The sequence below is a fragment of the Streptomyces griseorubiginosus genome (genome assembly GCF_036345115.1).
Classification (GTDB): Bacteria; Actinomycetota; Actinomycetes; order Streptomycetales; family Streptomycetaceae; genus Streptomyces; species Streptomyces griseorubiginosus_C.
This window is the reverse complement of the sequence record NZ_CP107766.1, coordinates 8,864,486-8,888,527: the sequence shown is the minus strand read 5'-3', so window position 1 is coordinate 8,888,527 and position 24,042 is coordinate 8,864,486. Positions and strand designations below refer to the sequence as shown.

Sequence of the window (24,042 nt, the reverse complement as noted above, 5' to 3'; positions counted from 1 at the left end):
ACGGGCGGCGGACCATGGTGCTTCACCCCCTGGCAGGGAAGCCGAGTTCACCCACGCGGGACAGGGCCTTCGAAAGGGCTCGGCGACCTCGCCCTGCCCGACGCGGGGCCCCGCACCCCCGAGGGGCGTCGGGCACCTCCCGGCACAGTCGCGGCCGCGCACCGCGACCGTCCCGCCGCCGCCATGCGATCACGCCCCGCCGCACCCCGTCCGACCACGCCCAGGAGCGGTCGCGCACGTGACCTTCGGTGCCTCAAGGTCGATACTGCCGACAGCAGCGCCCGACGACCGAACACAGAACTGACAGTGGCCCACAGGACAGCGACGACCCAGGCCGGACGCCCGTCCCTCAGGCTCATCAGGAGGCACTCATGAAGATGATCATCAACGTCCCGGAAACCGTCGTCGCGGACGCCCTGCGTGGCATGGCGGCGGCCCATCCGGAGCTGACCGTGGACGTCGAGAACCGCGTGATCGTACGGCGGGACGCACCCGTGGCCGGAAAGGTCGCCCTGATCTCCGGTGGCGGGTCCGGGCACGAGCCCCTGCACGGCGGTTTCGTGGGACCCGGCATGCTCTCCGCGGCCTGCCCGGGCGAGGTGTTCACCTCGCCGGTGCCGGACCAGATGGTGCGGGCGGCGGCCGCCGTGGACAGCGGGGCCGGGGTGCTGTTCATCGTGAAGAACTACACGGGTGACGTGCTCAACTTCGACATGGCGGCCGAACTCGCCGAGGACGAGGGCATCCAGGTCGCCAAGGTCCTCGTGAACGACGATGTCGCCGTCACCGACAGTCTCTACACGGCCGGCCGGCGCGGCACCGGCGCCACCCTGTTCGTGGAGAAGATCGCGGGCGCCGCGGCGGACGAAGGACAGCCGCTGGAGCGGGTGGAGGCTATCGCCCGGCAGGTCAACGAGAACTCCCGGAGTTTCGGCGTCGCCCTCAGCGCCTGCACCACGCCCGCCAAGGGCAGCCCGACCTTCGATCTGCCTGCCGGCGAGCTGGAGTTGGGGGTCGGCATCCATGGTGAGCCCGGCCGGGAGCGGCGCCCGATGATGACCTCCCGGGAGATCGCCGACTTCTCGGTGCACGCGATCCTGGACGACATGAGCCCGCGCAATCCCGTGCTCGTCCTGGTCAACGGCATGGGTGCCACCCCGCTGCTGGAGCTGTACGGCTTCAACGCCGAGGTGCAGCGGGTGCTCGCCGACCGCGGGGTAGCCGTCGCCCGCACCCTGGTCGGCAACTACGTGACCTCGCTCGACATGGCGGGCGCCTCCGTCACCCTGTGCCAGGTGGACGAGGACCTGCTGCGGCTGTGGGACGCGCCGGTGCGGACACCGGGGCTGCGCTGGGGAGTGTGAGCAGGCGATCAACGTACCGACCACGCAAGGAGATCCAGTGCTCGACGCCGACTTCTTCCGCCGTTGGATGACGGCGACCGCCGCGTCCGTCGACCGTGAGGCGGAGCGGCTCACCGACCTCGACTCCCCCATCGGGGACGCCGATCACGGCAGCAACCTCCAGCGCGGGTTCACCGCGGTGACCGCGACCCTGGAGAAGGAGGCCCCGGGCACCCCGGGCGGGGTCCTCACCCTCGCCGGGCGCCAACTCATCTCGACGGTCGGGGGCGCTTCGGGGCCCCTGTACGGGACGCTGCTGCGGCGGACCGGAAAGGCGCTCGGGGACGCCACCGAGGTCAGCGCGGAACAGCTCACCGAGGCGCTGCGGGCGGGCGTGGAGGCGGTCATGACGCTGGGCGGGGCCGCGACGGGCGACAAGACCATGATCGACACGCTGGTGCCCGCCGTCGACGCGCTCGGCACCGGCTTCGCCGCGGCGCGCACCGCCGCCGAGCAAGGGGCCCTGTCCACCACACCGTTGCAGGCGCGCAAGGGCCGGGCGAGTTATCTCGGCGAACGCAGCATCGGGCACCAGGACCCGGGCGCCACCTCGGCTGCCCTCCTGATCGCGGCTCTCGCGGAGGCGGCCGGTGAGTGACGTGGCATCGGTCGGGATCGTGCTGGTGTCGCACAGCGCCGAAGTCGCCTCTGCCGTCGCGGAGTTGGCGAAGGGACTCGCGGGTGGCGGCACCGAGGTGCCGGTCGCCGCGGCGGGCGGCACCGAGGGCGGCGGGCTCGGTACGAGCGCGGAGCTGATCGCCGCTGCGGCCGCGTCCGTGGACCGGGGCGCCGGGGTCGCCGTGCTGACCGACCTCGGCAGCGCGGTGCTCACCGTCAAGGCACTCCTGGCGGAGGGCGACGAACTCCCGGACGGCACCCGCCTGGTGGACGCCCCCTTCGTCGAGGGAGCGGTGGCCGCGGTGGTCACGGCGGCCACCGGGGCCGACCTCGCGGCGGTGGAGGCGGCCGCGGCGGAGGCGTACAGCTACCGGAAGGTCTGACGAACCACCACCCGGAGGACGGGCCCGGCAGCCGCCGGGCCCGTTCACCCCTTGGGATCTGCCGCTGGTCCGCCCTGTACGAACTCCCGGGCCAGCCGCTCCCCCAGCGTCACGGCGGCCTCGTGGTCCTCGATCGGCTTCACCCGGGAGTCCTTGAAGACGATGTAGGTGACACCGGAGGGCACACCGCCGCCGTGCGGGTCCGGGCGGATGCCGAGCGCCTTCGCGGTCGCGTAGGACGCCTCGCCGATGATGCCGCTCGGGCCCACGTCCCCGACGACGGCGTACTGCACCCGGTCCTCGTACACGACGGCGGCGACCGCCCCGCCGTGCACCCCGTGGGCGCGGTAGTCCCAGATCGGGCTCGGAGTCGGGACCACGATGTACGGCAGCTTCTCGGCACTCAGATAGCGGCCGTCGGACTGCTCGTAGGCGGTGGCGTCCGAGAAGAGGGGGTCGGTAAGGCTGTTGCACTGGCGACCCGGCCTGCCGTCGCAGTCGATGTCCATGTCGGCCGTCCAGAACACGGCCTCCTCGGTGCCGCAGACCGGGACGGTCGCGGGCCTGTCCTCGTCGGTGCGGTAGCGGCCGCGCGAGACGGGGGTGCAGTCCCGCACCCGGGCCAGCAGGTCCGCGGCCGGGACCGTGCCCTCGCGCCGCACCACCGGCTCCGTGCGGGCGGTGGCGAGCTCCATGGCCGGGGCCGCCGTGGGGGCGAGCAGAGCGGCGCTTGCCGCGGCCAGCGTCAGCGACTGGACACGCACGATAAGGGACCTCTCCTCGGCGGCATTGACGAGCACGCAGCCCAATCTGATGCGCTTTCAACCGAGCGGCCACCGCAGGTGGTCCGGACGGGGCAGGGGCCGGGAACCGGGGCCGTCGACGGACCCCGGCCTCCCGGCCACCCGTACGGCGCGGGAACAGCGACGACAGCGGTCCGCGCCACCAGCACGAATTCCCCTTGCCTCGTGGAGAGTTCGGCCGCGAAGGGCTTCAGCATACGTAACCGTCCCGAGCCCGGCCCACGAGTTCGCCCCCTTGCCGCGGGCCCACCACCGGCGCCATATTGGTCCGGACCATTGCCGTGGTGTCGCCCGGGGAGGCAGAGTCGTGCGAGGCGTACCCGTCCCCCTGGCCCTGTGCGCGGCGCTCGTGTTCGTCGGTTCCTGCGGGTGGGGCGGTCCGGACGAGGCGGAGCGCGGTCGGCTGCCCGCAGCTCCGGTGGGCGTCACGGCGGCCGCGGGCAGCGCGACGAGCGTGCATGTGATGTGGAACGCCGTCGACGCGAGGGTCGAGCGCTACGAGGTGTATCGCGGCACTACAAAGATCCGTGATGTCCCCGGTGCACAGCACATGGTGGATGTCACCAGGCTCCGGCCCGGCACCCCGTATGTCTTCACCGTCCGGGCCCGCGACGCCGAGGGGCGTCTCGGCCCGCCGAGCCGGCAGGTACGGGCGACGACTCCCGCGGCCACGGCGGCGGACCGCTCCGCCCCGACCCGGCCCGGCGAGCTGCGCGGCCGGACGGCGGGCAGCCGGGCCGTCCAGCTGAGCTGGGCCGCCTCTTCGGACGACCGGGATGTGGTGTCGTACGACATCTACCAGGGCGGCAGCAAGATCCACAGTGTGGGCGGCACCCAGACGGCGGCCGTGGTCACGGGGCTGCGTCCCGGCACGCGCTACGCGTTCACCGTCCGGGCCCGGGACGCGGCCGACAACCTCTCGCCCGCCGGGGCGACCGTCCGCCTCACCACGCCGGGCGGCGACGACGGCCGGGGCACCGCCCCGACGGACTTCCGCGCCACGACCCGGCTGGACGACGACGGGGCGTACTACCTGGACCTGGCCTGGCTCCCGCCCCGGACGGACGGGGTCGTCACCGAGTACCAGGTCCGCCTCGACGGGGCTGCGGCCACCTCGCTCGTGTTCGGTGGGACGCCTCCGCGCGGGAGGACGACGTACAGCTTCTATCTGGGGCGGGAGGCCGGGGAGCGCCACCGGGTGCGGATCCGGGCCCGGCTGCCCGACGGCACCTGGGGCGGGCTGTCGGTCGAGCGGACGGTCACCACGGGGGCCGCCGCCTCCCCGTGACGGCTCCTCACCCCTGCGCGGGCCGCGGGGTTCCGTCACCTGTACGGCGGCGCTCCGCATGCGGGCGGGACCGTGAGCGCGTTGGCTGCCCCTGAGGCAGCACGGGCTTCCCCCACCTCGGCGGCGCCACGGATGTACCGCCAACCGTGCCGCCGGAGGGCAGTCCATGCGCACTATTCAGCCACTTCTCCGCTCCGGCCTGACCGTCGCGGCCGTCGCCGCGCTGCCGCTCGCCCTGACCGCCGGGCCCGCCGCGGCCGGCCCCGGGATCTCGGTGAGCACCTCCGGATCCACGGTCTCCGTCACCACGACAGCATGTTCCCGGACCGCCACCACCGGCGGCTGGGGCACCGCCTCGCTGCTCACCAGCAGCCAGGCCAACTTCAGCCAGGGTCGTCAGGTGGCCCTGTCGGGGACCACCTCGTTGCAGTCGGCCGCCTGGTCGAGTGTGAGTCCGGGGACGTACACCGTCATCGTGATGTGCGCCTACAACAACAGCACGGCGGGCACCCAGTCGATCATCGTCTCGGGCTCCGCCACGCCGACCATCTCGGCGACGGCCTCCGCCTCCCCCTCGCGCGGTGTCATGGGCGGTCTCGGCGGGGCCACCAAGGACTACGGCACCCTGACGCTCGCGGTCGGCGGCGGTCTGGTGGCGGTCGGCGGGGCGGCCACGGCGTGGTTCCTGCGCCGCCGCTCGCGGCCGTACCGCCTCTGAACGCCTTCCGCGGCAAGGGGGTTCGTCCGACGCCTGCCGTGGCACGGGAGTCCGTCCAACGCCGTCCGCGACACGGGAGTTCGCCGAACGCCTTCAGCTGTCGGGGAGTTCGGCCAGCTCCTCCAGTGCCTCGGTGAGCCACTGGGTCCAGAAGGTCTCCAGTTCGATGCCCGCGCGCAGGACCAGGTGCTGGAGCCTGGCCTGCGCGCTGGCCTTGCCGGGCGGGAAGTCGCGCTCCTGGATCTGCTCGTACTCCGCCAACTGCCGCCGGTGCAGGTCCAGATGGCGGCGCAGATCGGCTTCGAGGCCCGCCGTGCCGACGACGGCGGCCGCGCGCAGCCGCAGCAGCAGGGCGTCCCGGTGCGGCTTGGGGTCCTGCGCCGCGGCCGTCCAGCGTTCGAGTTCGGCGCGGCCCGCGGGCAGGACCTCGTAGCTCTTCTTCTGCCCCCGGCTCGGCTGGGCCGCCGGGAGGGCCCGGATGTAGCCCTCGGCCTCCAGTTTTCCCAGCTCGCGATAGATCTGCTGGTGCGAGGCCGACCAGAAGTAGCCGATCGACTTGTCGAACCGACGGGTCAGGTCCAGCCCCGCCGACGGCCTTTCGAGCAGTGCGGTGAGGATCGCGTGCGGGAGTGACATGGGGTCATCCTAGGGACGGCGGGGCCGCCTCTAGAGGGATGCCGCGACCTCGGTGCCCTGCTTGATGGCCCGCTTGGCGTCCAGCTCGGCGGCCACGTCGGCCCCGCCGATCAGGTGCGCGCTGCGGCCCGCGGCGACGAGCTCCTCGTACAGGTCCCGGCGCGGCTCCTGCCCGGTGCACAGCACGACGGTGTCGACCTCCAGAACGGTGCTCTCCTCGCCGACGGTGATGTGCAGACCGGCGTCGTCGACACGGTCGTAGCGCACCCCCGGGACCATGGTGACGCCCCGGTGCTTGAGCTCGGCGCGGTGGATCCAGCCGGTGGTCCTGCCGAGTCCGGCACCGACCTTGCTGGTCTTGCGCTGGAGCAGGTGGACGGTGCGGGGCGGGGCGGGGCGCTCGGGGGCGGCGAGTCCGCCGGGCGCCGCGTAGTCCATGTCGACGCCCCACTGGCGGAAGTACGTCGCCGGGTCCTCGTGCGCCTTGTCGCCGCCGTCGGTGAGGAACTCGGCGACGTCGAAGCCGATGCCCCCGGCCCCGAGGATCGCGACCCGGTCGCCGACGGGGGCGCCGTCGCGCAGCACGTCGAGGTAGCCGACCACGCTGGGGTGGTCGACGCCCGGGATGTCGGGGGTGCGCGGGGTGACGCCGGTGGCGACGACTACCTCGTCGTAGTCCGCCAGGTCCCCTGCCGCGACGGGGGTGTTGAGCCGTACGTCCACGCCGTGGGCGTCGAGCTGGTGGCGGAAGTAGCGGATCGTCTCGTCGAACTCCTGCTTGCCGGGGACCTTGCGGGCGATGTTGAGCTGGCCGCCGATCTCGCTCGCGGCGTCGAAGACGGTGACCTCGTGGCCGCGTTCGGCGGCGGAGACCGCGCAGGCGAGACCCGCCGGACCGGCACCGACGACCGCGACGCGCTTCTTCAGCCGGGTCGGGGACAGCACCAGCTCGGTCTCGTGGCAGGCGCGCGGGTTGACCAGGCAGGAGGTGATCTTCAGGCTGAACGTGTGGTCGAGGCAGGCCTGGTTGCAGCCGATGCAGGTGTTGATGGCCTCGGGCCGCCCCTCGGCCGCCTTGTTCACGAAGTCGGGGTCGGCGAGCATCGGGCGGGCCATCGACACCATGTCCGCGTACCCGTCGGCGAGCAACTCCTCGGCGAGTTCCGGGGTGTTGATGCGGTTGGTGGTCACGAGCGGCACGGACACCTCGCCCATGAGCCGCTTGGTCACCCAGGTGTAGGCGCCGCGCGGCACGGAGGTGGCGATGGTGGGGATACGGGCCTCGTGCCAGCCGATGCCGGTGTTGATGATGGTGGCCCCGGCGGTCTCGACGGCCTTGGCGAGGGTGATCACCTCGTCGAGCGTGGAGCCGCCCGGGACCAGGTCCAGCATGGACAGCCGGTATACGATGATGAAGTCCTCGCCGACCGCCTCCCGCACGCGGCGCACGATCTCGACCGGGAAGCGCATGCGGTTCTCGTACGACCCTCCCCAGCGGTCGGTGCGGTGGTTGGTCTGGGTGGCGATGAACTCGTTGATGAGGTAGCCCTCGGAGCCCATGATCTCCACGCCGTCGTAGCCGGCCTGCCGGGCGAGGCGGGCCGCGCGGGCGTAGTCGTCGATGGTGCGCTCGACGTCGGCGTCGGAGAGCTCGCGGGGCGGGAAGGGGCTGATCGGCGCCTGGAGGGGGCTGGGGGCGACCAGGTCCTGGTGATAGGCGTACCGGCCGAAGTGCAGGATCTGCATCGCGATCCGGCCGCCCTCGCGGTGCACGGCCTCGGTGATCTGCCGGTGCTGCTCGGCCTCCGCGTCGGTGGTGAGCTTGGCGCCGCCTTCCCAGGGCCGCCCCTCCTCGTTGGGCGCGATGCCGCCGGTGACGATCAGACCCACTCCGCCCCGCGCGCGTGCCGCGTAGAACTCCGCCATGCGCTCGAAGCCGCGCTCGGCCTCCTCCAGGCCGACGTGCATCGAGCCCATCAGGACGCGGTTGGGCAGCGTGGTGAAGCCCAGGTCGAGCGGGGTCAGCAGGTGCGGGTAACGGCTCATCGGGCCCCTCCGTCGCGGTCTCGTCCTCACTGTTGTAGAGGACCGCGACGCGTTTATGCAACTAGTTGCACAATGGGGTGACGAGAACCACGTGGCGCCCTCACCTGTCGGCAGGGCCGTCCACCCGGGCCACGGGGACCTCGGCCGTGGCGAGGCTCCCCAGCAGGGCGAGCGCCTGCTCGGAGGGGCTGCCCGGTTCGGCCTGGTAGACGACCAGCTGCTGGCCGGGGGCGCTGTTGACGGTCAACGACTCGTAGTCCAGGGTCAGTTCGCCGACCAGCGGATGCCGGAAGCGTTTGCTCTCGCGGGTCTTGCGGCGGATGTCGTGGCGGGCCCACAGCTCGCGGAACTCCGCGCTGCGCAGCGACAGTTCCCCGACCGTGGCGATCATCACCGGGTCCTCGTGGGCGGTGCCCGCCGAAGCCCGCAGCGCGGCCACGGAGTTCGTCGCCACCGCTTCCCAGTCCGGGTAGAACTCCCGGGCGTCAGGATCGAGGAAGACCAGCCGTAGCAGGTCCCCGCTGTGGGCGTGGCCCGCGAACAGCGCACCGCCCAGGACGTTGTGGGCCAGCACGGTGAGACAGCGGCCCAGGACCACGGCCGGGGTGCGGTGCCAGCCCTCCATCATCCGCAGCAGGGCGGGACTGACCGCCTCCGGCCGCGGACGCGACCGGGTCCCGGCGGGGCGCGCCAGCCGGTGCAGATGGTCGGCCGCGTCCTCCTCCAGGCCCAGCGCCCGGGCGAGCGCGTCGACCACCTGCGCCGAGGGGCTGCGCTCGCGGCCCTGCTCCAGGCGGACGTAGTAGTCGGTGCTGACACCGGCCAGCACCGCGACCTCCTCCCGGCGCAGGCCCGCCACCCGGCGCCGGCTCCCGGCCGGCAGCCCGACCTCCTCGGGCCGCACGAGGGCGCGGCGGGCGCGCAGGAAGACACCGAGCGGGTTGTCACTGTCCATGCCGTCGACCCTAGGTCCGGTCACGGATCCGCGGGAGCCCTCAAGGTGGCCGCGGTACTCCTGGGATCCGCTCTCCTCGGGGTGATACGGCCTGGTCAGGGCCCTGGGCGGCGACCACTGTGGGCGGCATGACAGACACCTGGAACCTCACCCACCGCGTCGCGGTCGTCACCGGCGCCTCCAGCGGGATCGGCGCGGCCACGGCCCGCCGTCTCGCCGCCGGCGGAGCCGGCGTCGCCCTGCTGGGCCGCCGCGAGGAGCGGCTCAAGGCGCTGGCCGACGAGTTGGGCCGTACCGCCACCGGACAGCTCCTGCCGGTGGCCGTGGACCTGACCGACCCCGACGCGGTCGCCCGGGCGGCGGCCACCGTCACCGGGACGCTCGGTACCGTCGACCTGGTCGTGGCCAACGCCGGCGCCATGCTCGGCGCCCCCTTCGAGCGGGCCGCCACAGACGAGTGGGACCGCATGATCGACATCAACCTGCGCGGTCTGCTGCACACCGCCCGCGCCTTCACGGACGACCTCCTGACCACGGCAGCTCGCGGCGGCCGGGCGGACCTCGTCCACGTCGGCTCGGTCGGCGGGCACCTCCTCTTCCCCGACTGGTCCGTCTACTGCGCCACCAAGGCGGCCGTCGCGCACCTCACCCGCAACCTGCGCGCGGAACTCGGACCGCGAGGCGTCCGCGTGAAGAACATCGAACCCGGGGTCACGACGACCGAGCTGGGGGCGGACATGCGGGACACCGAGTCCCGCGCGTCCCTGTCCCGCATGCGCACCGACGTGAACGCCCTGACCGCCGAGGACATCGCGGAGTCCATCGCCTTCGCGGCGGCGGCCCCGCCGAACGTCAACATCGCGGAGATGGTGGTGGTTCCGGTGCGCCAGGGCTGATCAAAGGCAGCTCAGCGGCTCTCCAGCCTCACGTGCAGTTCCCGCTCCTGGTCGCCGGACGCGGAGGCGAGGTCCCGCACCGTGAACATCGAGTCCAGCGTGGTCCGGAGCTGCTCGATCGCCCAGTAGCCGCCCTGCGCGTCCGCCTCCACGGAGGAGGACAGGCGCGCGGGCGGCGGGCAGGAACGCGCCTCGGTGACCTCGAACGTCCCCAGCCACACCATCGGCCGCGACTCGTGGAGTTGCTGCGGCACCTCGTCGGCACCCCGGTCGGACTCGAAGCACGTGGTCAGCGTGTCGAAGACGATCCGGGCGTCCTCCGCGCTGCACCCGCTGATCTCCAGGGAGACGGACTCCTCGTGCGTTCGCTCACGATCCATCGTGGTCGCTCCTCTCGTGACGATGACCGGACCGCCGGGTTCCCCGCGAGCCGCGCCACACCCTCAGAAAAGCACCACCTTTCCCGGAGCACTACCGGCGGGCGCGGAGCACCTCGGCGGAGCTGGGCCGCCGCCGCGCTCCTGGGACCGCCGCGCTCCTGGGGGCACGAACCGTCCCGGTCACCGGTACGGCCGGTCGCGGTGCGGATCGAACAGCGGCACCGCGATCCCGGCGAGCACCAGTCCCGCGGCCACGAGGATGCCTTCCGGCAGGGCCATGCCTGCGGTCAGGAGGGTCACGGCGACGCCGAGGGTGCACCAGGCGCCGGTGCGCCGGTACTCGCGGGGCCGGGCGGGACGACCCGAACCGAGTGCTCGGGCGAACCGGGGGTCGTCGCGCCCCAGCCGGTTCGCGAGATCCACGAGGTGTTCGTCGTCGGGCCGGTGCATGGCTCCTCCTTCGGACGGCCCCTACCGTTCGGCGTCCGCCCCCACCGCGACCGGAACCGGCTCCGGTGCGGTGTCGTGTCCGGGCGTCGGGGCACGACGACGGGACCCCAGGGCACGGGCCAGCAGATGGGCCCGCCCCGCGGCCACGGGGCCGAGAACGGCCAGGACAAGGACATACCCGGCGATGAAGGGCGCCAGACGTGCGTCGAGTCCCGCGCTGGCCGCCATCGCGCCGAGGATCAGGGCGAATTCGCCACGGGCGACGAGGGTGGTGGCGATGTCGGCGGCGGGCTGGGCGCCGTAGCCGTAGAGGCGGGCGACGAGCAGACCGGCGACGACGTTCATCACGATGGTCACGGCCGCCGCGGCGGCGACGGGTCCGGCGACGGACGTGACGACACCGGGGTCGATGGACAGCCCGAAGGCGAAGAAGAAGATGGCGGCGAAGGCGTCGCGCAGCGGGTGCACCAGGCGGCGGATGCGGGGTCCGGAGGGCGTGCCGGCGAGGATCAGGCCGACCATGAAGGCGCCGATGGCGTCGGCGACGCCGAGCACCTCGGAGACGCCCGCGACGACGACCGCGGCGCCGAGGAAGCTGATGACCAGGAGTTCGTTGTCCCGGACGTGGATCAGCCTGCCGATCCAGCGGGTTCCCCAGCGGGCGGCGACGGCGAGCACGATCAGGAAGCCGAAGGCCTTGCCCGCCTGGAGGAGCATCTCCACGGGTCCGCGGGCGCCGCTGATGACGGGCTGGAGCGCGGCGAGGTAGAGGGCGAGGAAGATGTCCTCCACGACGATCACGCCGAGGATCAGCCGGGTCTCGGGGCGGCCGATCCGCCCCAGGTCGATGAGGATCTTGGTGACGATCGCCGACGAGGAGATGCCGAGGACCCCGGCGAGCACCAGGGCCTCCCGGGTCCCCCAGCCGAGCGCGAATCCGAAGCCGAGGCCGGCGCCGACGTTCGCCAGGAGGTAGATGCCGCCCGCGGCGAGCAGTCGCCTGCCGCCGGTGCGCAGGTCGTCGACGTGGAACTCCAGGCCCAGGTAGAACAGCAGCAGCACCAGGCCGAGCGCGGAGAGCATCTCGAAGTCGTGTGGGTCCTCGACCAGCACCAGGCCCGGGGTGTGCGGGCCGAGCAGGATGCCGGCGAGCATGAACAGCGGGATGGTCGGCAGTCCGATGCGGCCGCCGAGCCGGGCGAGGAAGGCCGCGGCGAGGAAGGCGCCGCCCATGGCGAGCAGGGTGTCAGCGTGTCCCACGGGTCACCTCCCCCGGGGGCGCGGACGGACGGGTGTGCTGTGTCGTTCGGGGATGGATGCGACAACTCCTTCGTCGGTGACGTGCGTTCCACCGTCGCATCCGGTCCCTGGCCCCGCCATCGGTGCCGACCCCCATTTCCGCGAGGGCCGGCACCCTTCGTTCAGGGGCTCAACTCCTGGTGAAGCGGTAGGTCTTGCTGTCCGTCAGCACACAGAAGCCGGGTGAGACGACGATCACGCGCAGGGTTCCGCTGCGGCGGTCGTAGTCGATGCCCTCCGCCTCGAAGGAGCCGGAACAGGCGCTGCGCAGGGGCAGTTGGCGCAGCGCCGTGACATGACCGGTGACGTTCGCCGAGCCGGTCGGGGCGGCGGACAGGTCGACCTGGAGGAGCGGCTTGGTGTAGCCGAAGAGCGTGCCGGCCGGGTCGTCGGAGGAGCACAGCAGCCGGGTGGCGGTCACGAAGTCGCAGCCCTGTACGTCCCGTACGGCGTGGTCGAGGGTGACGGTGGCCGCCTGCGGGAGGTTCGCCGAGGGTGAGGTGCTCGCGTTGACGCCGGGCGTGGGGAGGACCAGGAAGCGGGTCATGGTGCCCCACTCGCCGGAGAGCATCCACTGTCCGTCGGGCGAGATCGCGACCCAGGAGTTGTTGAGCGCCTCGCCGGGGCTGAGGGTGTGGACGTACTCGGACCAGGTGCCGTTCGGCGCCTGCACGCGGTACATCTTCGCGGTGCCGGAGTCGGCCTGGTAGGGCTCGATGTAGTGGCCGTCGTAGGAGGCGTCGGGGTCGCCCACGTGGTTCCAGCCGCGCGTGGAGACGCCGAGGGGGATGGTGCCGATGCCGGTGTAGCGGTTGGCGGAGTTGGCCGGGACCTCGACCGAGGTCAGGCCCTGGCTCTCGGTGAGGGGGTCGGCGCGGTCGGAGCCGACCTCGGTCCAGGTGTCGGCGGCGGAGGCGGGTGGCGCGGCGGCCAGGAGGGCCGTCGCGGTGAGGGTGACGAGGGCGGCGAGAACGGCGTGACCACGCTGTCTGGCGCGCAGCGGCATGGAGGACTCCCGGGGCTCCTGGGGCGGGGGGTGCGGTGGCTCGGCGGACAGTCTGGCGCCCCGGCGAGGTCATGTACAGGCCAAACGGATGAACGTGAGGACGCCGGAAGGAACCAGAAGGGCGTTCGTCACCCCGGCGCACTTCACCAGACGCGCGCCCCCGTGTTGAGGGATGGTGGAAGAACACGACCGCGTGGCCACGGAGACGGTTGAGCGCGGTAGAACAAGGGGAGTCGGCACGGGGGTACGGCGTGCCGCGAGGACGGTCTAAGGCGGTTCGTGCAATGGGTGCAGCCGGAATACCCGCGTCCGAGGGCGGGGAGCCCGCGCGCGGGGCAGTACGGCCCAGCGGGCTGCTCGACGAGTTGGGCATGGCCTCGGTGGTGCTGGACACCGAGGGCCGGATCGTGCTGTGGAGCCCGCAGGCCGAGGAGCTGTTCGGCTACCCCGCGCAGGAGGCGCTGGGCCGGTACGCCGCCCACCTGATGATCCACGAGCAGCACGCCGACCTGGTCGTCAAGCTGTTCGCCGACGTCATGGAGACCGGGCAGAGCTGGGCCGGGGCGTTCCCCGTACGGCACAAGGACGGCAGCACCAAGCTCGTGGAGTTCCGCAACATGCGGCTGCTCGACGACCGGGGGGACGTCTACGCGCTGGGGCTGTGCGCCGACCAGGAGACCGTGCGCCGCCTCGACCGGGACGTGGCCCTGTCCACCCGAATGGTCTCCCAGTCCCCCATCGGACTGGCCGTGCTGGACACCGAACTGCGGTACGTCTCCGTGAACCCGGCCCTGGAACAGCTGAACGGCGTCCCGGCCGCGGACCACGTGGGGCGGAAGATCGGCGAGGTCCTCCCCCATCTCGACGTGGCCGCCTTCGAGGCAGCCGCCCTCGAGGTGATGCGGACCGGCACGCCGCTGGTCGACCAGCACACGGTCGGCCACACGCCCGCGGACCCGGATACCGAGCACGCCTGGTCGGTGTCGCTGTACCGCTTGGAGGACGCGAACGGGACGGTCCTCGGCGTGGCGGGCTCCGTCCTGGACGTCACCGAGCAGCATCAGGCGACCGTGGAGGCCGAGACCGCCCGGCGCAGGCTGGCGCTCGTCGCCGACGCCTCCGCCCGGATCGGCACCACGCTGGACCTGGACCGGACCGCCCGGGAACTGGCGGACGTGGCCGTGCCGGAGCTCGCGGACGTGGCGGCCGTGGACCTGCTGGAGGCGGTGGTGCAGGGCAGACCGAGCACCCTGCGCCCCGCCGAGCCCGCCGTGATGCGCCCGCTCGCCGTCCAGGCGGCCGGCGCCCCCGAGGCCCTGCGCGCGGCGGACCCGCCCGGCCAGGTCGCCCGATACGCTCCCGAGCGCCTGGTCACCGAGTGCGTGCGCACCGGCAGCCCGGTCCTGGTGCCGCGGGTCGGCCCGGACGACCTCACCCGGATCGCCCGGTCCCCGGAGGCGGCCGCGCAGCTGGCCGGGGCGGGCCTGCACTCCTATCTGGCCGTCCCGCTGATCGCGCGCGGCGAGGTGCTCGGCGCCCTCGACCTCAAGCGCGTCGGCAACCCCGAGCCCTTCGGCGAGGACGACCTGCTGCTGGCCCGTGAGCTGGCGGCCCGGGCGGCCGTGCAGATCGACAACGCCCGCTGGTACCAGGACGCCCGCAACACCGCCCTCACCCTCCAGCGCAGCCTGCTGCCCAGCCACCCCTCGGTGACCGGGGGCCTGGAGGTCGCCTCCCGTTACCAGCCCGCGGGCGCCACCGCCGAGGTCGGCGGCGACTGGTTCGACGTGATCCCGCTGGACGGCGGGAAGACCGCGCTGGTCGTGGGCGACGTGATGGGCAGCGGCATCAACGCGGCCGCCACCATGGGCCGGCTGCGCACCGCCACCAACACGCTGGCCTCACTGGACCTCGACCCGGCCAAGCTCCTCGAACACCTCGATCGGATCACCGAGGCCCTGGACCACTCCATCGCCACCTGCGTGTACGCCGTGCACGACCCACGGCTCGGACAGTGCCGGATCGCCAACGCCGGGCATCTGCCTCCCGTACGGCTGCGCCCGGGCCGTCCGCCCGAGCTGCTGGAGCTGCCCACGGGGGCGCCGCTGGGGGTGGGCGGGGTCGCCTTCTCCACGACCACCGTCGACCTCGCACCCGGTGACCGGCTCGTCCTCTACACGGACGGTCTCGTCGAGACCCGCCAGCATCCCCTCGACGAGCGCCTGGACGCCCTCCTCGACCTCCTCGACTGCCCCGACTGCCCCCTCGAGGAGATCTGCGACCTGCTGCTGCGCACCCTGCACCAGCCGGACAACTCCGACGACGTGGCACTGCTGATCGCGCGGGTGCAGACGCCGGAGACCTGAGTCCCGGGGCTCCCGCGAGACCGGGGTACGGCTACGCCCGGGTGCCGATCACGACATGGGCGTAGAGCTCCTCGGAGACCGCCAGGCGGGGCGTCAGGCCGCCGCGGGTGAAGGCGTCGGCGGCGGCGGGGGCCTGGCGGGCGCTGGTCTCGACGAGGAGGCAGCCGTCCGGGGACAGCCACTCCCGGGCCTCGGAGGCGACCCGGCGCAGCAGGTCCAGGCCGTCCGTGCCGCCGTCCAGGGCGACCAGGGGTTCGTGGTCACGGGCCTCGGCGGGGAGGAGGGCGACCTCCTCGGTGGGGACGTAGGGGACGTTGGCCGCCAGGATGTCGACGCGGCCGCGCAGACCGGTGGGGAGGGCCTCGAAGAGGTCGCCGGTGTGGACGTGTCCGCCGGCGTCGGCGGTGTTGCGGCGGGCGCACTCCACGGCTGCCGGGTCGATGTCGGCGGAGTGCAGTTCGACCGGACCCAGCGCGGCGGCGAGGGCCGCGCCGACCGCACCCGAGCCGCAGCACAGGTCCAGCACCAGCTTGGCGTCCGGCGCCTGGGCGAGGGCCTGTTCGACGAGGAACTCGGTGCGCCTGCGGGGCACGAAGACACCGGGGGCCACGGAGATGCGCAGACCGCGGAACTCCGCCCAGCCGACGACGAGTTCGAGGGGGTGGCCGGCGACCCGGCGATCGACCATGGCGGCGAGTTCGGCCGGGGTACGGGCGGCGGCGAGGATCAGCCGGGCCTCGTCCTCCGCGAAGACACAGCCGGCCGAGCGGAGAGCGGCGACGACCGAGTCGCCGGAGGTGAAGCGGGGAGACGGTGAAGGCATGGAAGCCGAGGGCCTTTCGGGAGCCGAAGGGCGCTCCAGCGGTCACCTACCGGCGGTGATCCGCGCCGGTGCGAGGAGAGAGCACCCGATCTGACACAGCGTTGATGGGTCCCACCTCCTCGGTGACTCGCGGCCAGGACCTCCCCCGGCCGGACGGTCACCCTACCCCAGGGCATGTTGAGTTGTACTCTGCAACCAGTACCTGAGGGAGGTCCGATGCGAGCGGATACGGCCGTGGAGACGATCCAGCACGAGATGACGGTCTTCGCGCGACGGGCCCGGGCCTCGGCGAGCCGGCTGCATCCCGAGCTGTCGCTGGTGTCGTACACCCTGCTCGGACACCTGGAGGAGCGCGACGGCTGCCGGGCCACCGACCTGGCCGCCCACTACGCGCTGGACAAGTCCACGGTGAGCCGCCAGGTCGCCGCGCTGGAGCGGGCCGGGCTCATCGAGCGGCGCCCGGACCCGGCCGATCACCGGGTCCAGGTGCTGCATCTGACCGACGCGGGCCGGAGCATCCTCGGCCAGGTCACCGTGAGCCGCCGGGCCGCCGTCGGGGAGCGGCTGGCGGAGTGGTCGCAGGAGGACCTGGAGCGGTTCGCCGGGTATCTCGTGCGGTACAACTCCTGGTCCGGTCCGGCCGAAGGGCGCTAGGGCCTGTCTGACAGGCCCTAGGACACCGCCTCCGGCAACCGTTCGGGTACGCGTGCCGCCAGGAAGGCGGTCCTGCGGCGGAGCCGGAAGCCGAGGGACTCGTAGAGCCGGATCGCGTTGATGTTCCGGGCGCCGGTGTGCAGGAAGGGTGTCTCGCCGCGCTCCCGTATGCCGTGCGCGACGGCGAGGATCAGCCGGGTCGCGAGACCCTGGCCGCGGACCGCGGGGTCGGTGCAGACCGCGCTGATCTCGGTCCAGCCCGGCGGGCGCAGCCGCTCCCCCGCCATCGCGACCAGGGCGCCCTCCCTGCGTATGCCCAGGTAGGTGCCCATCTCGATGGTGCGGGGCAGGAAGGGGCCCGGCTGGGTGCGGGCGATCAGGTCGAGGATCTCCGGCACGTCGGCGGGGCCCAGGCGGACCGCCTCCGGTTCGGGTGCGGCGGCGATGCCGTCGTCCACGAGCTGGACGCCCTCGACGTGGAAGGTGACCTCCCAGCCCTCCGGCACCTGGCCCGCGTACGCCGTCAACGGGACCTCCGCGCCGGGACCGGCCAGCGCCGCGAGATCGGCCCAGTCGCCGGCGTCGGGCTCGTCGGGCAGGGCCAGCCACGGCGACACGTCCACCGGGTACCGCAGCACCCGGCCCCGCTTCTCGGCGAAGTGCGCGTGCGGGCCGGAGAGCGAGGCGAGGGCCGGGTTGTCGAGAACGTGCGGCGCGTCGGGGCCCGCGGGGGCGTGCGGCGCGCCGCCTGCTCCGTCGACGACGTGCGGCGCGTCAGTGCCTGCGGAGGCCTGCGGAGCGCCGCCGCCTCCCGAAGCCCGCGGCGCATCGCTGCCGTCGTGAGCCTGCGAGTAGGCGCTGTTGTTCGAGGCGCGGGGCGCGTCGAGACCTGGACGGGCCCGCGGGACTCCGCCGTTGCCGGCCACACTCGGCGTGTCGCCGCTCATCGGGCCACCTCGATCACCGTCTTGCCGCGGGCGTGGCCTTCCTCGACCGTGCGCAGGGCCTCGCCCGCCCTGTCGAGGGGGAAGGTTCCGGTGATGTGCGGGTCCAGGTCGCCGTCGACCACGAGTCGCGCGACCTCATCCAGTACGGCCGCGTCGCGGGCCCGGACCACCCGCGCGCCGCCCAGTCGGCGCACCTCCTCCTCCGGTGCCCCGGCGGTGATCAGCTTGGTCCGGTCGGCGAGCAACTCGGCCGCCTCGGCCAGCACGTCACCGCCCACGAGGTCGTAGACGGCGTCCGGCGCGGTCGCCCGTGCCCGCTCGGCCCAGCCGGGTCCGGAGGCGACGTGGACGGCGCCGAGCGACTCGACGAAGTCCTTCTTGGCCTCGCTCGCGACCCCGACGACCTTCAGCCCGAGAGCGCGCCCGATCTGCACGGCCGCCGCGCCCACTCCCCCGCCCGCGCCCGTGACCAGCAGTGTCGCCCCCTCGGCCAGATCCAGCTGACGGACGCCGTCGTACGCGGTCGCGGCGGCAACGGGCAGGGTGGCCGCGGCCGCGTGGGAGAGCCCGGCCGGCTTGTGCGCCGCGACGGCCACCGGTACGAGGGTGTACTCGGCGTAGCCCCCGGTGAGCGTGTTGCCGAAGACCTCGTCCCCGACCGCGAACCCCTCGACGCCCTCGCCGGTCTCCGCCACGACACCGGAGACCTCGCTGCCGAGCACGGCGGGGAAGACGCGGTCGCCGCTGTCGCCGGGCCGCCGGTAACCGGAGCGGATCTTCCAGTCGACGGGGTTCACGCCCGCCGCCCGCACGGCGACCAGAAGCTGACCGGGCCCGGGGCTCGGCCGGTCCACGTCCACGAACGCCTCGGTCTCCGGTCCGCCGTACCGCGTGAAGACGTACGCCTTGGGCATCTGCTTCCTCACTCTCCTCGTACTGTCACCGGGGCAGCGACCCGGCACTCCAGCGCCAAGGAGCGGCACGCGGCGGCTATTCCCGGACCCGCGCGGTGTTCATACGGCCGCAATGATCGGGGCACTGACCTGGGGCGGAGCACGAGTGACGAGAGCGTACGGTTGTTGCATGAACGTCACCCGAGGCTTCACCGGACGCCCCCGCGTCCCCAACCCCGGACTGCCACCGGGCCAGTACGACGCGGGCGACGACTGGCCCGTGCTCTCCGCCGAGGTCACCCCGGACCTGTCGCCGGCCGACTGGACGTTCCGGGTGGACGGGCTGGTCGAACGCCCGCGCACCTGGGACTGGGACGAGGCGCACGCGCTGCCGTCGTCGGCCTACGAGGGTGACATCCACTGTGTGACGAGCTGGTCGAAGTTCGGGGTGCGGTTCGCGGGTGTGTCGCTGGACGCGTTCCTCGATGTGGTGCGACCCCATGGGTCGGCCACTCATGCCGTCGCCTATTCGCACACCGGGTACACCACGAACCTGCCGCTCGCGGATCTGACCGGCGGCCGGGCGTGGATCGCGTGGGAGTACGACGGCAAGCCGCTGCCCGCCGAACACGGCGGCCCGGCACGGCTGCTGGTGCCGCACCTGTATTTCTGGAAGTCCGCCAAGTGGGTCGCGGGGCTCACGCTCCTCGACCACGACGAGCCGGGATTCTGGGAGCAGAACGGCTATCACGCGCGGGGCAACCCGTGGGAGGAGCAGCGGTACTCCGGTGACTGACACCTTCGTTCCCGCCACGCGGTTCGCCGTGCCCGGACGGATCGCCGTCAGCAACCGGGCCGCCGCGCTGTGGCAGACCGCCACGCTCACCGAGATCCGCCGCGAGACACCGGAAGCGTCCACGTTCCGCTTCGCGGTGCCCGGCTGGCAGGGGCATCTGCCCGGTCAGCATCTGATGCTGCGGCTGCGGGCCCAGGACGGCTACACGGCGCAGCGGCACTACTCGATCGCGTCGCCGCCCGAGGACACCGGTCACATCGAGCTGACCCTGGACCACGTGGAGGGCGGTGAGGTGTCGGGCTGGTTCCACACGGAGGCCGTGCCCGGTGACGTGGTCGAGGTGCGCGGGCCGCTGAGCGGATTCTTCGCCTGGCCCGGGGACCGCCCGGCGCTGCTGATCGGGGCCGGGTCCGGGGTCGTACCGCTGATGTCGATGGTGCGGCACCACCGGGCGCGCGGGCTGTCCGTGCCGCTGCGGCTGCTGGTGTCGGCGCGCGGGCCACGGGAGCTGATCTACGCGAGCGAGTTCGGCCCCGAGACCACGCCGGTGTTCACGCGGAACGCGCCGGAGGGGGTGCCGGTGGGACGGCTGACGGCCGCACATGTGGCGCCACTCCTGGCCGAACAGCCTGATGATGGGTGGGAGGCCTATGTGTGTGGATCCAACGCGTTCGCCGAGCATGCCTCGCGGCTTCTGGTGGCCGCGGGGCAGCCGGTGGACCGTATCCGGATCGAGCGTTTCGGCTGACGGGTGGGCGTGTGTGCACTCCGTGTGCAGGTGCGCTCCCCCACAAGTGAACGACGCGGGTTGAGGGGTACTACATCTTTGTGACCACTCGCTGGCGTGCGTGGTGCGGAGGTCGGCATGCGAACCCGGGTGCGCGGCTGGCGCTGGCGGCGCAATCCGCTCAGGCGCCGGTCGGACGTCGTCGAGGCGTGGACGGTACTGGCCGTCGCTCTGCTGTTGTTGCTGGTGGCCCCGCTCGCGGGCGCGGTCGTGGGCTGGTGGGCGCATGACGACGCGCGTGCGACGGCGGCCGAGCAGCGCGCGGAGCGGCATCGGGTGCGCGCGGAGGTGACCGGCAGGGTGCCGGACTCGCCGCCCGCCGTCCAGGGCGGGCGCGAGCGCTCGTACCGGGTGACCGTGCGCTGGACGGAGGCCGGCGGGGTCACGAAGACGGCCACCGCGCGGGTCCCGGCCGGTACCGACCAGGGCGACAAGGTCGACGTGTGGTTCGACTCCCGGGGGCGCGGCGTGGCCCCGCCGCCCGACGAGACCGCCGTCTGGCAGCACACCCTGACGATGGGCGCCTGCGGGGCGGGCGGTGCGATCGCGGTGATTTTGCTGGGCCACTCCCTCGTACGAGCCGCCGCCAACCGCCACCGGCTCGCCGAGTGGGAACGCGACTGGGCCCTCACCGAACCCCAGTGGACCCGCCGCCGAGCTTGACGGCACCCACCGCGGTGACCCGACCACTCTCGACGGCCGGTCGGCCGCCCGCGAGCTCCCGCTCCCCGTCCACGACCGGCGGTCCGGCGTCCTTGACCAGCAGGTCCCATGCTGTCGACATGGCGGCCCGGTAATCAGCCGGTCACTCAAAGGCCTGGCGATTCGTCCGACCACCCACGTACGGTGTGATCATCCGGCACTGTCCCTTCGCAAAGGCGGTCCTACATGGCCCTGTTCGACCTCCCCCTCGACGAACTGCGCGAGTACCGCAGCGAGTCCACCGCCCCCGAGGACTTCGACGCGTTCTGGTCCAAGACCCTTCAGGAGGCCCGCGAGCACGACCTGGACGCCCGCTTCGAACTCGTCGACACCGGCCTGTCCACGGTGAAGGTGTACGACGTGACGTTCGCCGGGTTCGGCGGCCAGCCGGTCAAGGGCTGGTTCACGATCCCGGCCGAGGTCTCCGCGCCGGTTCCGGTGGTCGTGGAGTTCATCGGGTACGGCGGCGGGCGCGGTCTGCCGCACGAGCATCTGCTGTGGGCGTCGTCGGGCCGGGCGCACTTCGTGATGGACACCCGGGGTCAGGGCAGCGCCTGGGGCGGCGGCGGTGGCACCGCGGACCCGGTGGCCGGCGCGCCCGCGTACCCCGGTTTCATGACCCGGGGCATCGACGCCCCCGAGAACTACTACTACCGGAGGGTGTTCACGGACGCGGTGCGCGCGGTGGAGGCGGCCCGCTCGCACCCGCTGACCGATCCGGCGCGCACGGTCGTGCTGGGCGGCAGCCAGGGCGGCGGCATCTCGATCGCGGTCGGCGGTCTGGTGCCGGACCTGGCGGCGGTCGCGCCGGACGTGCCGTTCCTGTGCGACTTCCCGCGTGCGGCGACCCTGACGGACCGGCACCCGTACCGGGAGATCGGCCTCTACCTCAAGACGCACCGCGGCCGCTCCGAGGACGTCCTCGGCACCCTCGCCTACTTCGACGGTGTGCACTTCGCGAGCCGCGCCCGTACCCCCGCGCTCTTCTCGGCGGCCCTGGAGGACCAGACCTGCCCACCCTCCACCGTCTTCGCGGCCTTCAACGCCTGGGGCCACGAGGACAAGCAGATCGAGGTCTACGACTTCAACGACCACGAGGGCGGCGGCCCCTACCAGGAGGCGGCGAAGCTGCGCTGGCTGCGCGCCTACGCGTGAGTCCCGCCTGACACCTTCCCTCCGGTCCGACCAGTCGGTATGTTCGGCGAATCCGGGTCGCGGCCGCGCGGCCCGGACGTCCGGCGACGACGGAGGGCCCATGTCCGAGCACCAGCCAGTTGTCCACGGCCACTGCGACGAGCGTTTCACCGCGGTGCGGACGGCGTTCGAGGAGAACTTCCGGGACCGTGCCGAGCTGGGTGCCGCGGTGAGCGTCTCGGTCGGCGGCGAGACGGTGGTGGACCTGTGGGGCGGCTGGGCCGACGCGGCCCGCACCCGCCCCTGGGAGCGGGACACGCTGGTCAACGTGTGGTCGACGACGAAGGGCCCGACCGCCCTGTGCGCCCACATCCTCGCCGACCGGGGCCTGCTCGACCTCGACGCCCCGGTGGCCGTCCCCTGGCCGGAGTTCGCGGCGGCGGGCAAGGAGAAGGTTCTGGTACGGCACCTGCTGTCGCACCGGGCCGGACTGTCCGGGCTGCGCGAACCGCACTCCCTCGCCGAGCTCTGCGACTGGGAGCTGACCACGGAGCGGCTCGCGGCGACCGAGCCCTGGTGGGAGCCGGGCACGGTGTCCGGGTACCACGCCTTCACGTACGGCTTCCTGGTCGGGGAGGTCGTCCGGCGGGTCTCGGGGCTGCGTCCGAGCGCCTTCCTGGAGCGGGAGGTGACGGGGCCGCTCGGCATCGACTTCACGATCGGGCTGCCGGAGAAGGACGCCGGGCGGGCCGCCGAGCTGGTGCATCCGCCGGTGGTGTCGAGCAGCGAACAGGCGGCGATCTTCGCCCAGTTGACGCCGGCCGCCCTCGCCGCGCTGACCAACCCGGTGGCGGGAGCGGCGGAGGCGAACACACCCGAGTGGCGGGCCGCCGAGATCCCCGCCGCCAACGGCCACGGCACCGCCCGGGCCGTCGCCGCGCTCTACGGGATCTTCGCGGGCCGGGGCTCCTACGGCGGTCACCGCGTGCTGTCCCCGGAGGCGGCAGAGCGGGTGCGCGAGGGCCAGGGCAGCTGCCGTGACCTGGTGCTGGGCATCGGCCTCGGGAGCGACACGGAACTCGGGCTCGGGCTGTGGCTCAGCGGGGCCGACGGCTCGTACGGGCCCAATCCGCGGGCTTTCGGCCACGACGGTTTCGGCGGCTCGTGCGGTCTCGCCGACCCGGAGTCCGGGGTGTCCCTGGGATACGTGATGAACCGGATGGGCCCCCACATCGCCAACGACCCGCGGAAGACGGCCCTGGTCGACGCGTTGTACAGCGCGCTGTGACCGCGGACGGGCGGGAGACACCGAGCGACTAGGCGGGCCGTCTCGCCACGACCATCCGGACCCGGGGACTGCCGTCCGGCCGCTCGCCGAACTCGGGCAGGGCGTGCAGTTCCACCTGGAGCCCGGCCCCTGCCAGCTCCCGCCGCACGTCCCCGAGCCGGAAGTCGCGGTAGTACATGACGAACGGCGGCCGCCACAGGGCGTTGCGCACCCGCATCACGGCGTCGAAGCCGAGCAGCATCCAGTACGCCGGGGACGAGGGGCGGGGCGGGGCGACGATCGGGAAGGCGAAGCAGCCGCCCGGCCGCAGCACCTCGCGGGCCTGGGCGAACAGGCCGGGCAGCTCGCGCGGCAGGAAGTGCCCGAAGGCCCCGAAGCTCACGACCAGGTCGAAGGAGCCGGGGGCGAACGGCAGGGCGCGCGCGTCGCCCCGCACCCAGGACACGCGCGGCCCCCGCGACACGGTCCGCCGCCGGGCCACGTCGAGCATCCCGGCGCTGAAGTCGACGCCGGTGACGCTCTTGGCGCAGACCCCGGTCAGCGCACCGACCCCGGCACCGGTGCCGCAGCACAGGTCGAGTCCGGCGTCGAAGGGCCCCAGGCGGCGGAGCGCGGACGCGACGGCGTCCAGGACCGAGTCCGGCGTACGGAAGGGGGTGTGGTCGAACTTGGGGGCGAGCAGGTCGTAGCCGCGCTCGACGGACGACAGCGCCTGGACGGCGAGTTCACGGAGGCTGGGGCCTTCTGGGCTGAACATCCGCGACAGCTTAG

26 protein-coding genes are annotated in these 24,042 nt (G+C 73.0%); 13 read left to right on the top strand and 13 right to left on the bottom strand.

Features of this window, described 5'->3' with window-relative positions; genetic code table 11:
* The first annotated feature begins 371 nt into the window (after positions 1-371).
* The 3 genes from dhaK to OHN19_RS40050 are packed head-to-tail and all read left to right on the top strand — an operon-like array spanning position 372 to position 2,404.
* A complete protein-coding gene (dhaK, locus tag OHN19_RS40060; protein ID WP_330268913.1) occupies positions 372-1,364 on the top strand; it encodes a dihydroxyacetone kinase subunit DhaK in 993 nt (330 codons plus the stop codon).
* A gap of 37 nt (positions 1,365-1,401) precedes the next feature.
* Positions 1,402-2,001, top strand: coding sequence for a dihydroxyacetone kinase subunit DhaL (gene dhaL, locus OHN19_RS40055; RefSeq protein WP_330268912.1), 600 nt, complete (start codon positions 1,402-1,404; stop codon positions 1,999-2,001).
* On the top strand, positions 1,994-2,404 hold the full coding sequence (locus OHN19_RS40050; RefSeq protein WP_330268911.1) for a PTS fructose transporter subunit IIA: 411 nt from the start codon (positions 1,994-1,996) through the stop codon (positions 2,402-2,404). The genes dhaL and OHN19_RS40050 overlap by 8 nt, the downstream gene beginning before the upstream one ends.
* A 44-nt stretch (positions 2,405-2,448) precedes the next feature.
* Here OHN19_RS40050 and OHN19_RS40045 read toward each other — a convergent pair whose 3' ends face one another.
* Complete coding sequence (locus OHN19_RS40045) at positions 2,449-3,168, bottom strand: glycoside hydrolase family 75 protein (protein WP_330268910.1); 720 nt, start codon at positions 3,166-3,168, stop codon at positions 2,449-2,451.
* Positions 3,169-3,514: 346 nt separating this feature from the next.
* On the opposite strand from OHN19_RS40045, the gene OHN19_RS40040 reads away from it, so the two are divergent.
* The gene (locus tag OHN19_RS40040) at positions 3,515-4,495 is read left to right on the top strand and encodes a fibronectin type III domain-containing protein (RefSeq protein ID WP_330268909.1); all 981 of its coding nucleotides are present in this window, start codon (positions 3,515-3,517) and stop codon (positions 4,493-4,495) included.
* A 166-nt stretch (positions 4,496-4,661) separates the two neighbouring features.
* Positions 4,662-5,213 (top strand): hypothetical protein, encoded by a 552-nt coding sequence (locus tag OHN19_RS40035; RefSeq protein ID WP_330268908.1) that lies wholly within the window; start codon positions 4,662-4,664, stop codon positions 5,211-5,213.
* A 93-nt stretch (positions 5,214-5,306) separates the two neighbouring features.
* Here the strand turns inward: OHN19_RS40035 and OHN19_RS40030 are convergent, their stop codons facing one another.
* The 3 genes from OHN19_RS40030 to OHN19_RS40020 form a co-directional block, all read right to left on the bottom strand.
* Positions 5,307-5,849 carry a PadR family transcriptional regulator gene (locus OHN19_RS40030; protein ID WP_330268907.1) on the bottom strand — a complete coding sequence of 181 codons (543 nt, stop codon included), beginning with the start codon at positions 5,847-5,849 and terminating at the stop codon, positions 5,307-5,309.
* 30 nt (positions 5,850-5,879) lie between these two features.
* Positions 5,880-7,895, bottom strand: a complete 2,016-nt coding sequence (locus OHN19_RS40025; RefSeq protein WP_330268906.1) for an NADPH-dependent 2,4-dienoyl-CoA reductase — start codon at positions 7,893-7,895, stop codon at positions 5,880-5,882.
* Between the two features lie 100 nt (positions 7,896-7,995).
* Positions 7,996-8,850, bottom strand: a complete 855-nt coding sequence (locus OHN19_RS40020) for a helix-turn-helix transcriptional regulator (protein ID WP_330268905.1) — start codon at positions 8,848-8,850, stop codon at positions 7,996-7,998.
* Positions 8,851-8,978: 128 nt separating this feature from the next.
* Here OHN19_RS40020 and OHN19_RS40015 point away from each other — a divergent pair, with 128 nt between their 5' ends.
* On the top strand, positions 8,979-9,746 hold the full coding sequence (locus OHN19_RS40015) for an SDR family oxidoreductase (RefSeq protein WP_330268904.1): 768 nt from the start codon (positions 8,979-8,981) through the stop codon (positions 9,744-9,746).
* Positions 9,747-9,757: 11 nt separating this feature from the next.
* Here OHN19_RS40015 and OHN19_RS40010 read toward each other — a convergent pair whose 3' ends face one another.
* The 4 genes from OHN19_RS40010 to OHN19_RS39995 form a co-directional block, all read right to left on the bottom strand.
* A complete protein-coding gene (locus tag OHN19_RS40010; protein WP_330268903.1) occupies positions 9,758-10,126 on the bottom strand; it encodes a hypothetical protein in 369 nt (122 codons plus the stop codon).
* A gap of 180 nt (positions 10,127-10,306) precedes the next feature.
* A complete protein-coding gene (locus OHN19_RS40005; protein ID WP_330268902.1) occupies positions 10,307-10,576 on the bottom strand; it encodes a DUF3040 domain-containing protein in 270 nt (89 codons plus the stop codon).
* Positions 10,577-10,597: 21 nt separating this feature from the next.
* Positions 10,598-11,836, bottom strand: coding sequence for a cation:proton antiporter (locus OHN19_RS40000; protein ID WP_330268901.1), 1,239 nt, complete (start codon positions 11,834-11,836; stop codon positions 10,598-10,600).
* Between the two features lie 169 nt (positions 11,837-12,005).
* A complete protein-coding gene (locus OHN19_RS39995) occupies positions 12,006-12,881 on the bottom strand; it encodes a hypothetical protein (RefSeq protein WP_330268900.1) in 876 nt (291 codons plus the stop codon).
* 284 nt (positions 12,882-13,165) lie between these two features.
* Here OHN19_RS39995 and OHN19_RS39990 point away from each other — a divergent pair, with 284 nt between their 5' ends.
* Positions 13,166-15,247 carry a SpoIIE family protein phosphatase gene (locus OHN19_RS39990; protein ID WP_330268899.1) on the top strand — a complete coding sequence of 694 codons (2,082 nt, stop codon included), beginning with the start codon at positions 13,166-13,168 and terminating at the stop codon, positions 15,245-15,247.
* Between the two features lie 31 nt (positions 15,248-15,278).
* Here OHN19_RS39990 and OHN19_RS39985 read toward each other — a convergent pair whose 3' ends face one another.
* Positions 15,279-16,070, bottom strand: a complete 792-nt coding sequence (locus OHN19_RS39985) for a putative protein N(5)-glutamine methyltransferase (RefSeq protein WP_330268898.1) — start codon at positions 16,068-16,070, stop codon at positions 15,279-15,281.
* Positions 16,071-16,286: 216 nt separating this feature from the next.
* Between OHN19_RS39985 and OHN19_RS39980 the strand changes: the two genes are divergently transcribed.
* Positions 16,287-16,724 (top strand): MarR family winged helix-turn-helix transcriptional regulator, encoded by a 438-nt coding sequence (locus OHN19_RS39980; protein WP_330268897.1) that lies wholly within the window; start codon positions 16,287-16,289, stop codon positions 16,722-16,724.
* Positions 16,725-16,741: 17 nt separating this feature from the next.
* Here the strand turns inward: OHN19_RS39980 and OHN19_RS39975 are convergent, their stop codons facing one another.
* A complete protein-coding gene (locus OHN19_RS39975) occupies positions 16,742-17,671 on the bottom strand; it encodes a GNAT family N-acetyltransferase (protein ID WP_330268896.1) in 930 nt (309 codons plus the stop codon).
* Positions 17,668-18,585, bottom strand: coding sequence for an NADP-dependent oxidoreductase (locus tag OHN19_RS39970; protein ID WP_330268895.1), 918 nt, complete (start codon positions 18,583-18,585; stop codon positions 17,668-17,670). Before OHN19_RS39970 ends, OHN19_RS39975 begins: the two co-directional genes overlap by 4 nt.
* Positions 18,586-18,754: 169 nt before the next feature.
* On the opposite strand from OHN19_RS39970, the gene OHN19_RS39965 reads away from it, so the two are divergent.
* The 3 genes from OHN19_RS39965 (at position 18,755) to OHN19_RS39955 (ending at position 20,810) form a co-directional block, all read left to right on the top strand.
* A complete protein-coding gene (locus OHN19_RS39965; RefSeq protein ID WP_330268894.1) occupies positions 18,755-19,360 on the top strand; it encodes a sulfite oxidase-like oxidoreductase in 606 nt (201 codons plus the stop codon).
* On the top strand, positions 19,353-20,108 hold the full coding sequence (locus OHN19_RS39960; RefSeq protein ID WP_330268893.1) for a ferredoxin reductase: 756 nt from the start codon (positions 19,353-19,355) through the stop codon (positions 20,106-20,108). The genes OHN19_RS39965 and OHN19_RS39960 overlap by 8 nt, the downstream gene beginning before the upstream one ends.
* A gap of 117 nt (positions 20,109-20,225) precedes the next feature.
* The gene (locus OHN19_RS39955; RefSeq protein WP_330268892.1) at positions 20,226-20,810 is read left to right on the top strand and encodes a DUF3592 domain-containing protein; all 585 of its coding nucleotides are present in this window, start codon (positions 20,226-20,228) and stop codon (positions 20,808-20,810) included.
* Here the strand turns inward: OHN19_RS39955 and OHN19_RS39950 are convergent.
* Positions 20,776-20,931: a hypothetical protein gene (locus OHN19_RS39950; RefSeq protein WP_330268891.1), complete on the bottom strand. Its 156-nt coding sequence runs from the start codon at positions 20,929-20,931 to the stop codon at positions 20,776-20,778. The two genes, OHN19_RS39955 and OHN19_RS39950, sit on opposite strands and share 35 nt — an antisense overlap.
* A gap of 104 nt (positions 20,932-21,035) precedes the next feature.
* Here OHN19_RS39950 and OHN19_RS39945 point away from each other — a divergent pair, with 104 nt between their 5' ends.
* Positions 21,036-22,004, top strand: coding sequence for an acetylxylan esterase (locus tag OHN19_RS39945; protein WP_330268890.1), 969 nt, complete (start codon positions 21,036-21,038; stop codon positions 22,002-22,004).
* Between the two features lie 100 nt (positions 22,005-22,104).
* Positions 22,105-23,271: a serine hydrolase domain-containing protein gene (locus OHN19_RS39940; RefSeq protein WP_330268889.1), complete on the top strand. Its 1,167-nt coding sequence runs from the start codon at positions 22,105-22,107 to the stop codon at positions 23,269-23,271.
* Positions 23,272-23,299: 28 nt separating this feature from the next.
* Here OHN19_RS39940 and OHN19_RS39935 read toward each other — a convergent pair whose 3' ends face one another.
* A complete protein-coding gene (locus OHN19_RS39935; protein WP_330268888.1) occupies positions 23,300-24,028 on the bottom strand; it encodes a class I SAM-dependent methyltransferase in 729 nt (242 codons plus the stop codon).
* Positions 24,029-24,042 lie beyond the last annotated feature (14 nt).

Bases quoted from the DNA above. Each gene is read 5' to 3' on its own strand.
- dhaK (WP_330268913.1), top strand. From the start codon at position 372: ATGAAGATGATCATCAACGTCCCGGAAACCGTCGTCGCGGACGCCCTG.
- OHN19_RS40035 (WP_330268908.1), top strand. From the start codon at position 4,662: ATGCGCACTATTCAGCCACTTCTCCGCTCCGGCCTGACCGTCGCGGCC.
- OHN19_RS40030 (WP_330268907.1), bottom strand. From the start codon at position 5,849: ATGTCACTCCCGCACGCGATCCTCACCGCACTGCTCGAAAGGCCGTCG.
- OHN19_RS40025 (WP_330268906.1), bottom strand. From the start codon at position 7,895: ATGAGCCGTTACCCGCACCTGCTGACCCCGCTCGACCTGGGCTTCACC.
- OHN19_RS40020 (WP_330268905.1), bottom strand. From the start codon at position 8,850: ATGGACAGTGACAACCCGCTCGGTGTCTTCCTGCGCGCCCGCCGCGCC.
- OHN19_RS40015 (WP_330268904.1), top strand. From the start codon at position 8,979: ATGACAGACACCTGGAACCTCACCCACCGCGTCGCGGTCGTCACCGGC.
- OHN19_RS40010 (WP_330268903.1), bottom strand. From the start codon at position 10,126: ATGGATCGTGAGCGAACGCACGAGGAGTCCGTCTCCCTGGAGATCAGC.
- OHN19_RS40005 (WP_330268902.1), bottom strand. From the start codon at position 10,576: ATGCACCGGCCCGACGACGAACACCTCGTGGATCTCGCGAACCGGCTG.
- OHN19_RS39995 (WP_330268900.1), bottom strand. From the start codon at position 12,881: ATGCCGCTGCGCGCCAGACAGCGTGGTCACGCCGTTCTCGCCGCCCTC.
- OHN19_RS39990 (WP_330268899.1), top strand. From the start codon at position 13,166: ATGGGTGCAGCCGGAATACCCGCGTCCGAGGGCGGGGAGCCCGCGCGC.
- OHN19_RS39985 (WP_330268898.1), bottom strand. From the start codon at position 16,070: ATGCCTTCACCGTCTCCCCGCTTCACCTCCGGCGACTCGGTCGTCGCC.
- OHN19_RS39980 (WP_330268897.1), top strand. From the start codon at position 16,287: ATGCGAGCGGATACGGCCGTGGAGACGATCCAGCACGAGATGACGGTC.
- OHN19_RS39975 (WP_330268896.1), bottom strand. From the start codon at position 17,671: ATGAGCGGCGACACGCCGAGTGTGGCCGGCAACGGCGGAGTCCCGCGG.
- OHN19_RS39970 (WP_330268895.1), bottom strand. From the start codon at position 18,585: ATGCCCAAGGCGTACGTCTTCACGCGGTACGGCGGACCGGAGACCGAG.
- OHN19_RS39965 (WP_330268894.1), top strand. From the start codon at position 18,755: ATGAACGTCACCCGAGGCTTCACCGGACGCCCCCGCGTCCCCAACCCC.
- OHN19_RS39955 (WP_330268892.1), top strand. From the start codon at position 20,226: ATGCGAACCCGGGTGCGCGGCTGGCGCTGGCGGCGCAATCCGCTCAGG.
- OHN19_RS39950 (WP_330268891.1), bottom strand. From the start codon at position 20,931: ATGTCGACAGCATGGGACCTGCTGGTCAAGGACGCCGGACCGCCGGTC.
- OHN19_RS39945 (WP_330268890.1), top strand. From the start codon at position 21,036: ATGGCCCTGTTCGACCTCCCCCTCGACGAACTGCGCGAGTACCGCAGC.
- OHN19_RS39940 (WP_330268889.1), top strand. From the start codon at position 22,105: ATGTCCGAGCACCAGCCAGTTGTCCACGGCCACTGCGACGAGCGTTTC.
- OHN19_RS39935 (WP_330268888.1), bottom strand. From the start codon at position 24,028: ATGTTCAGCCCAGAAGGCCCCAGCCTCCGTGAACTCGCCGTCCAGGCG.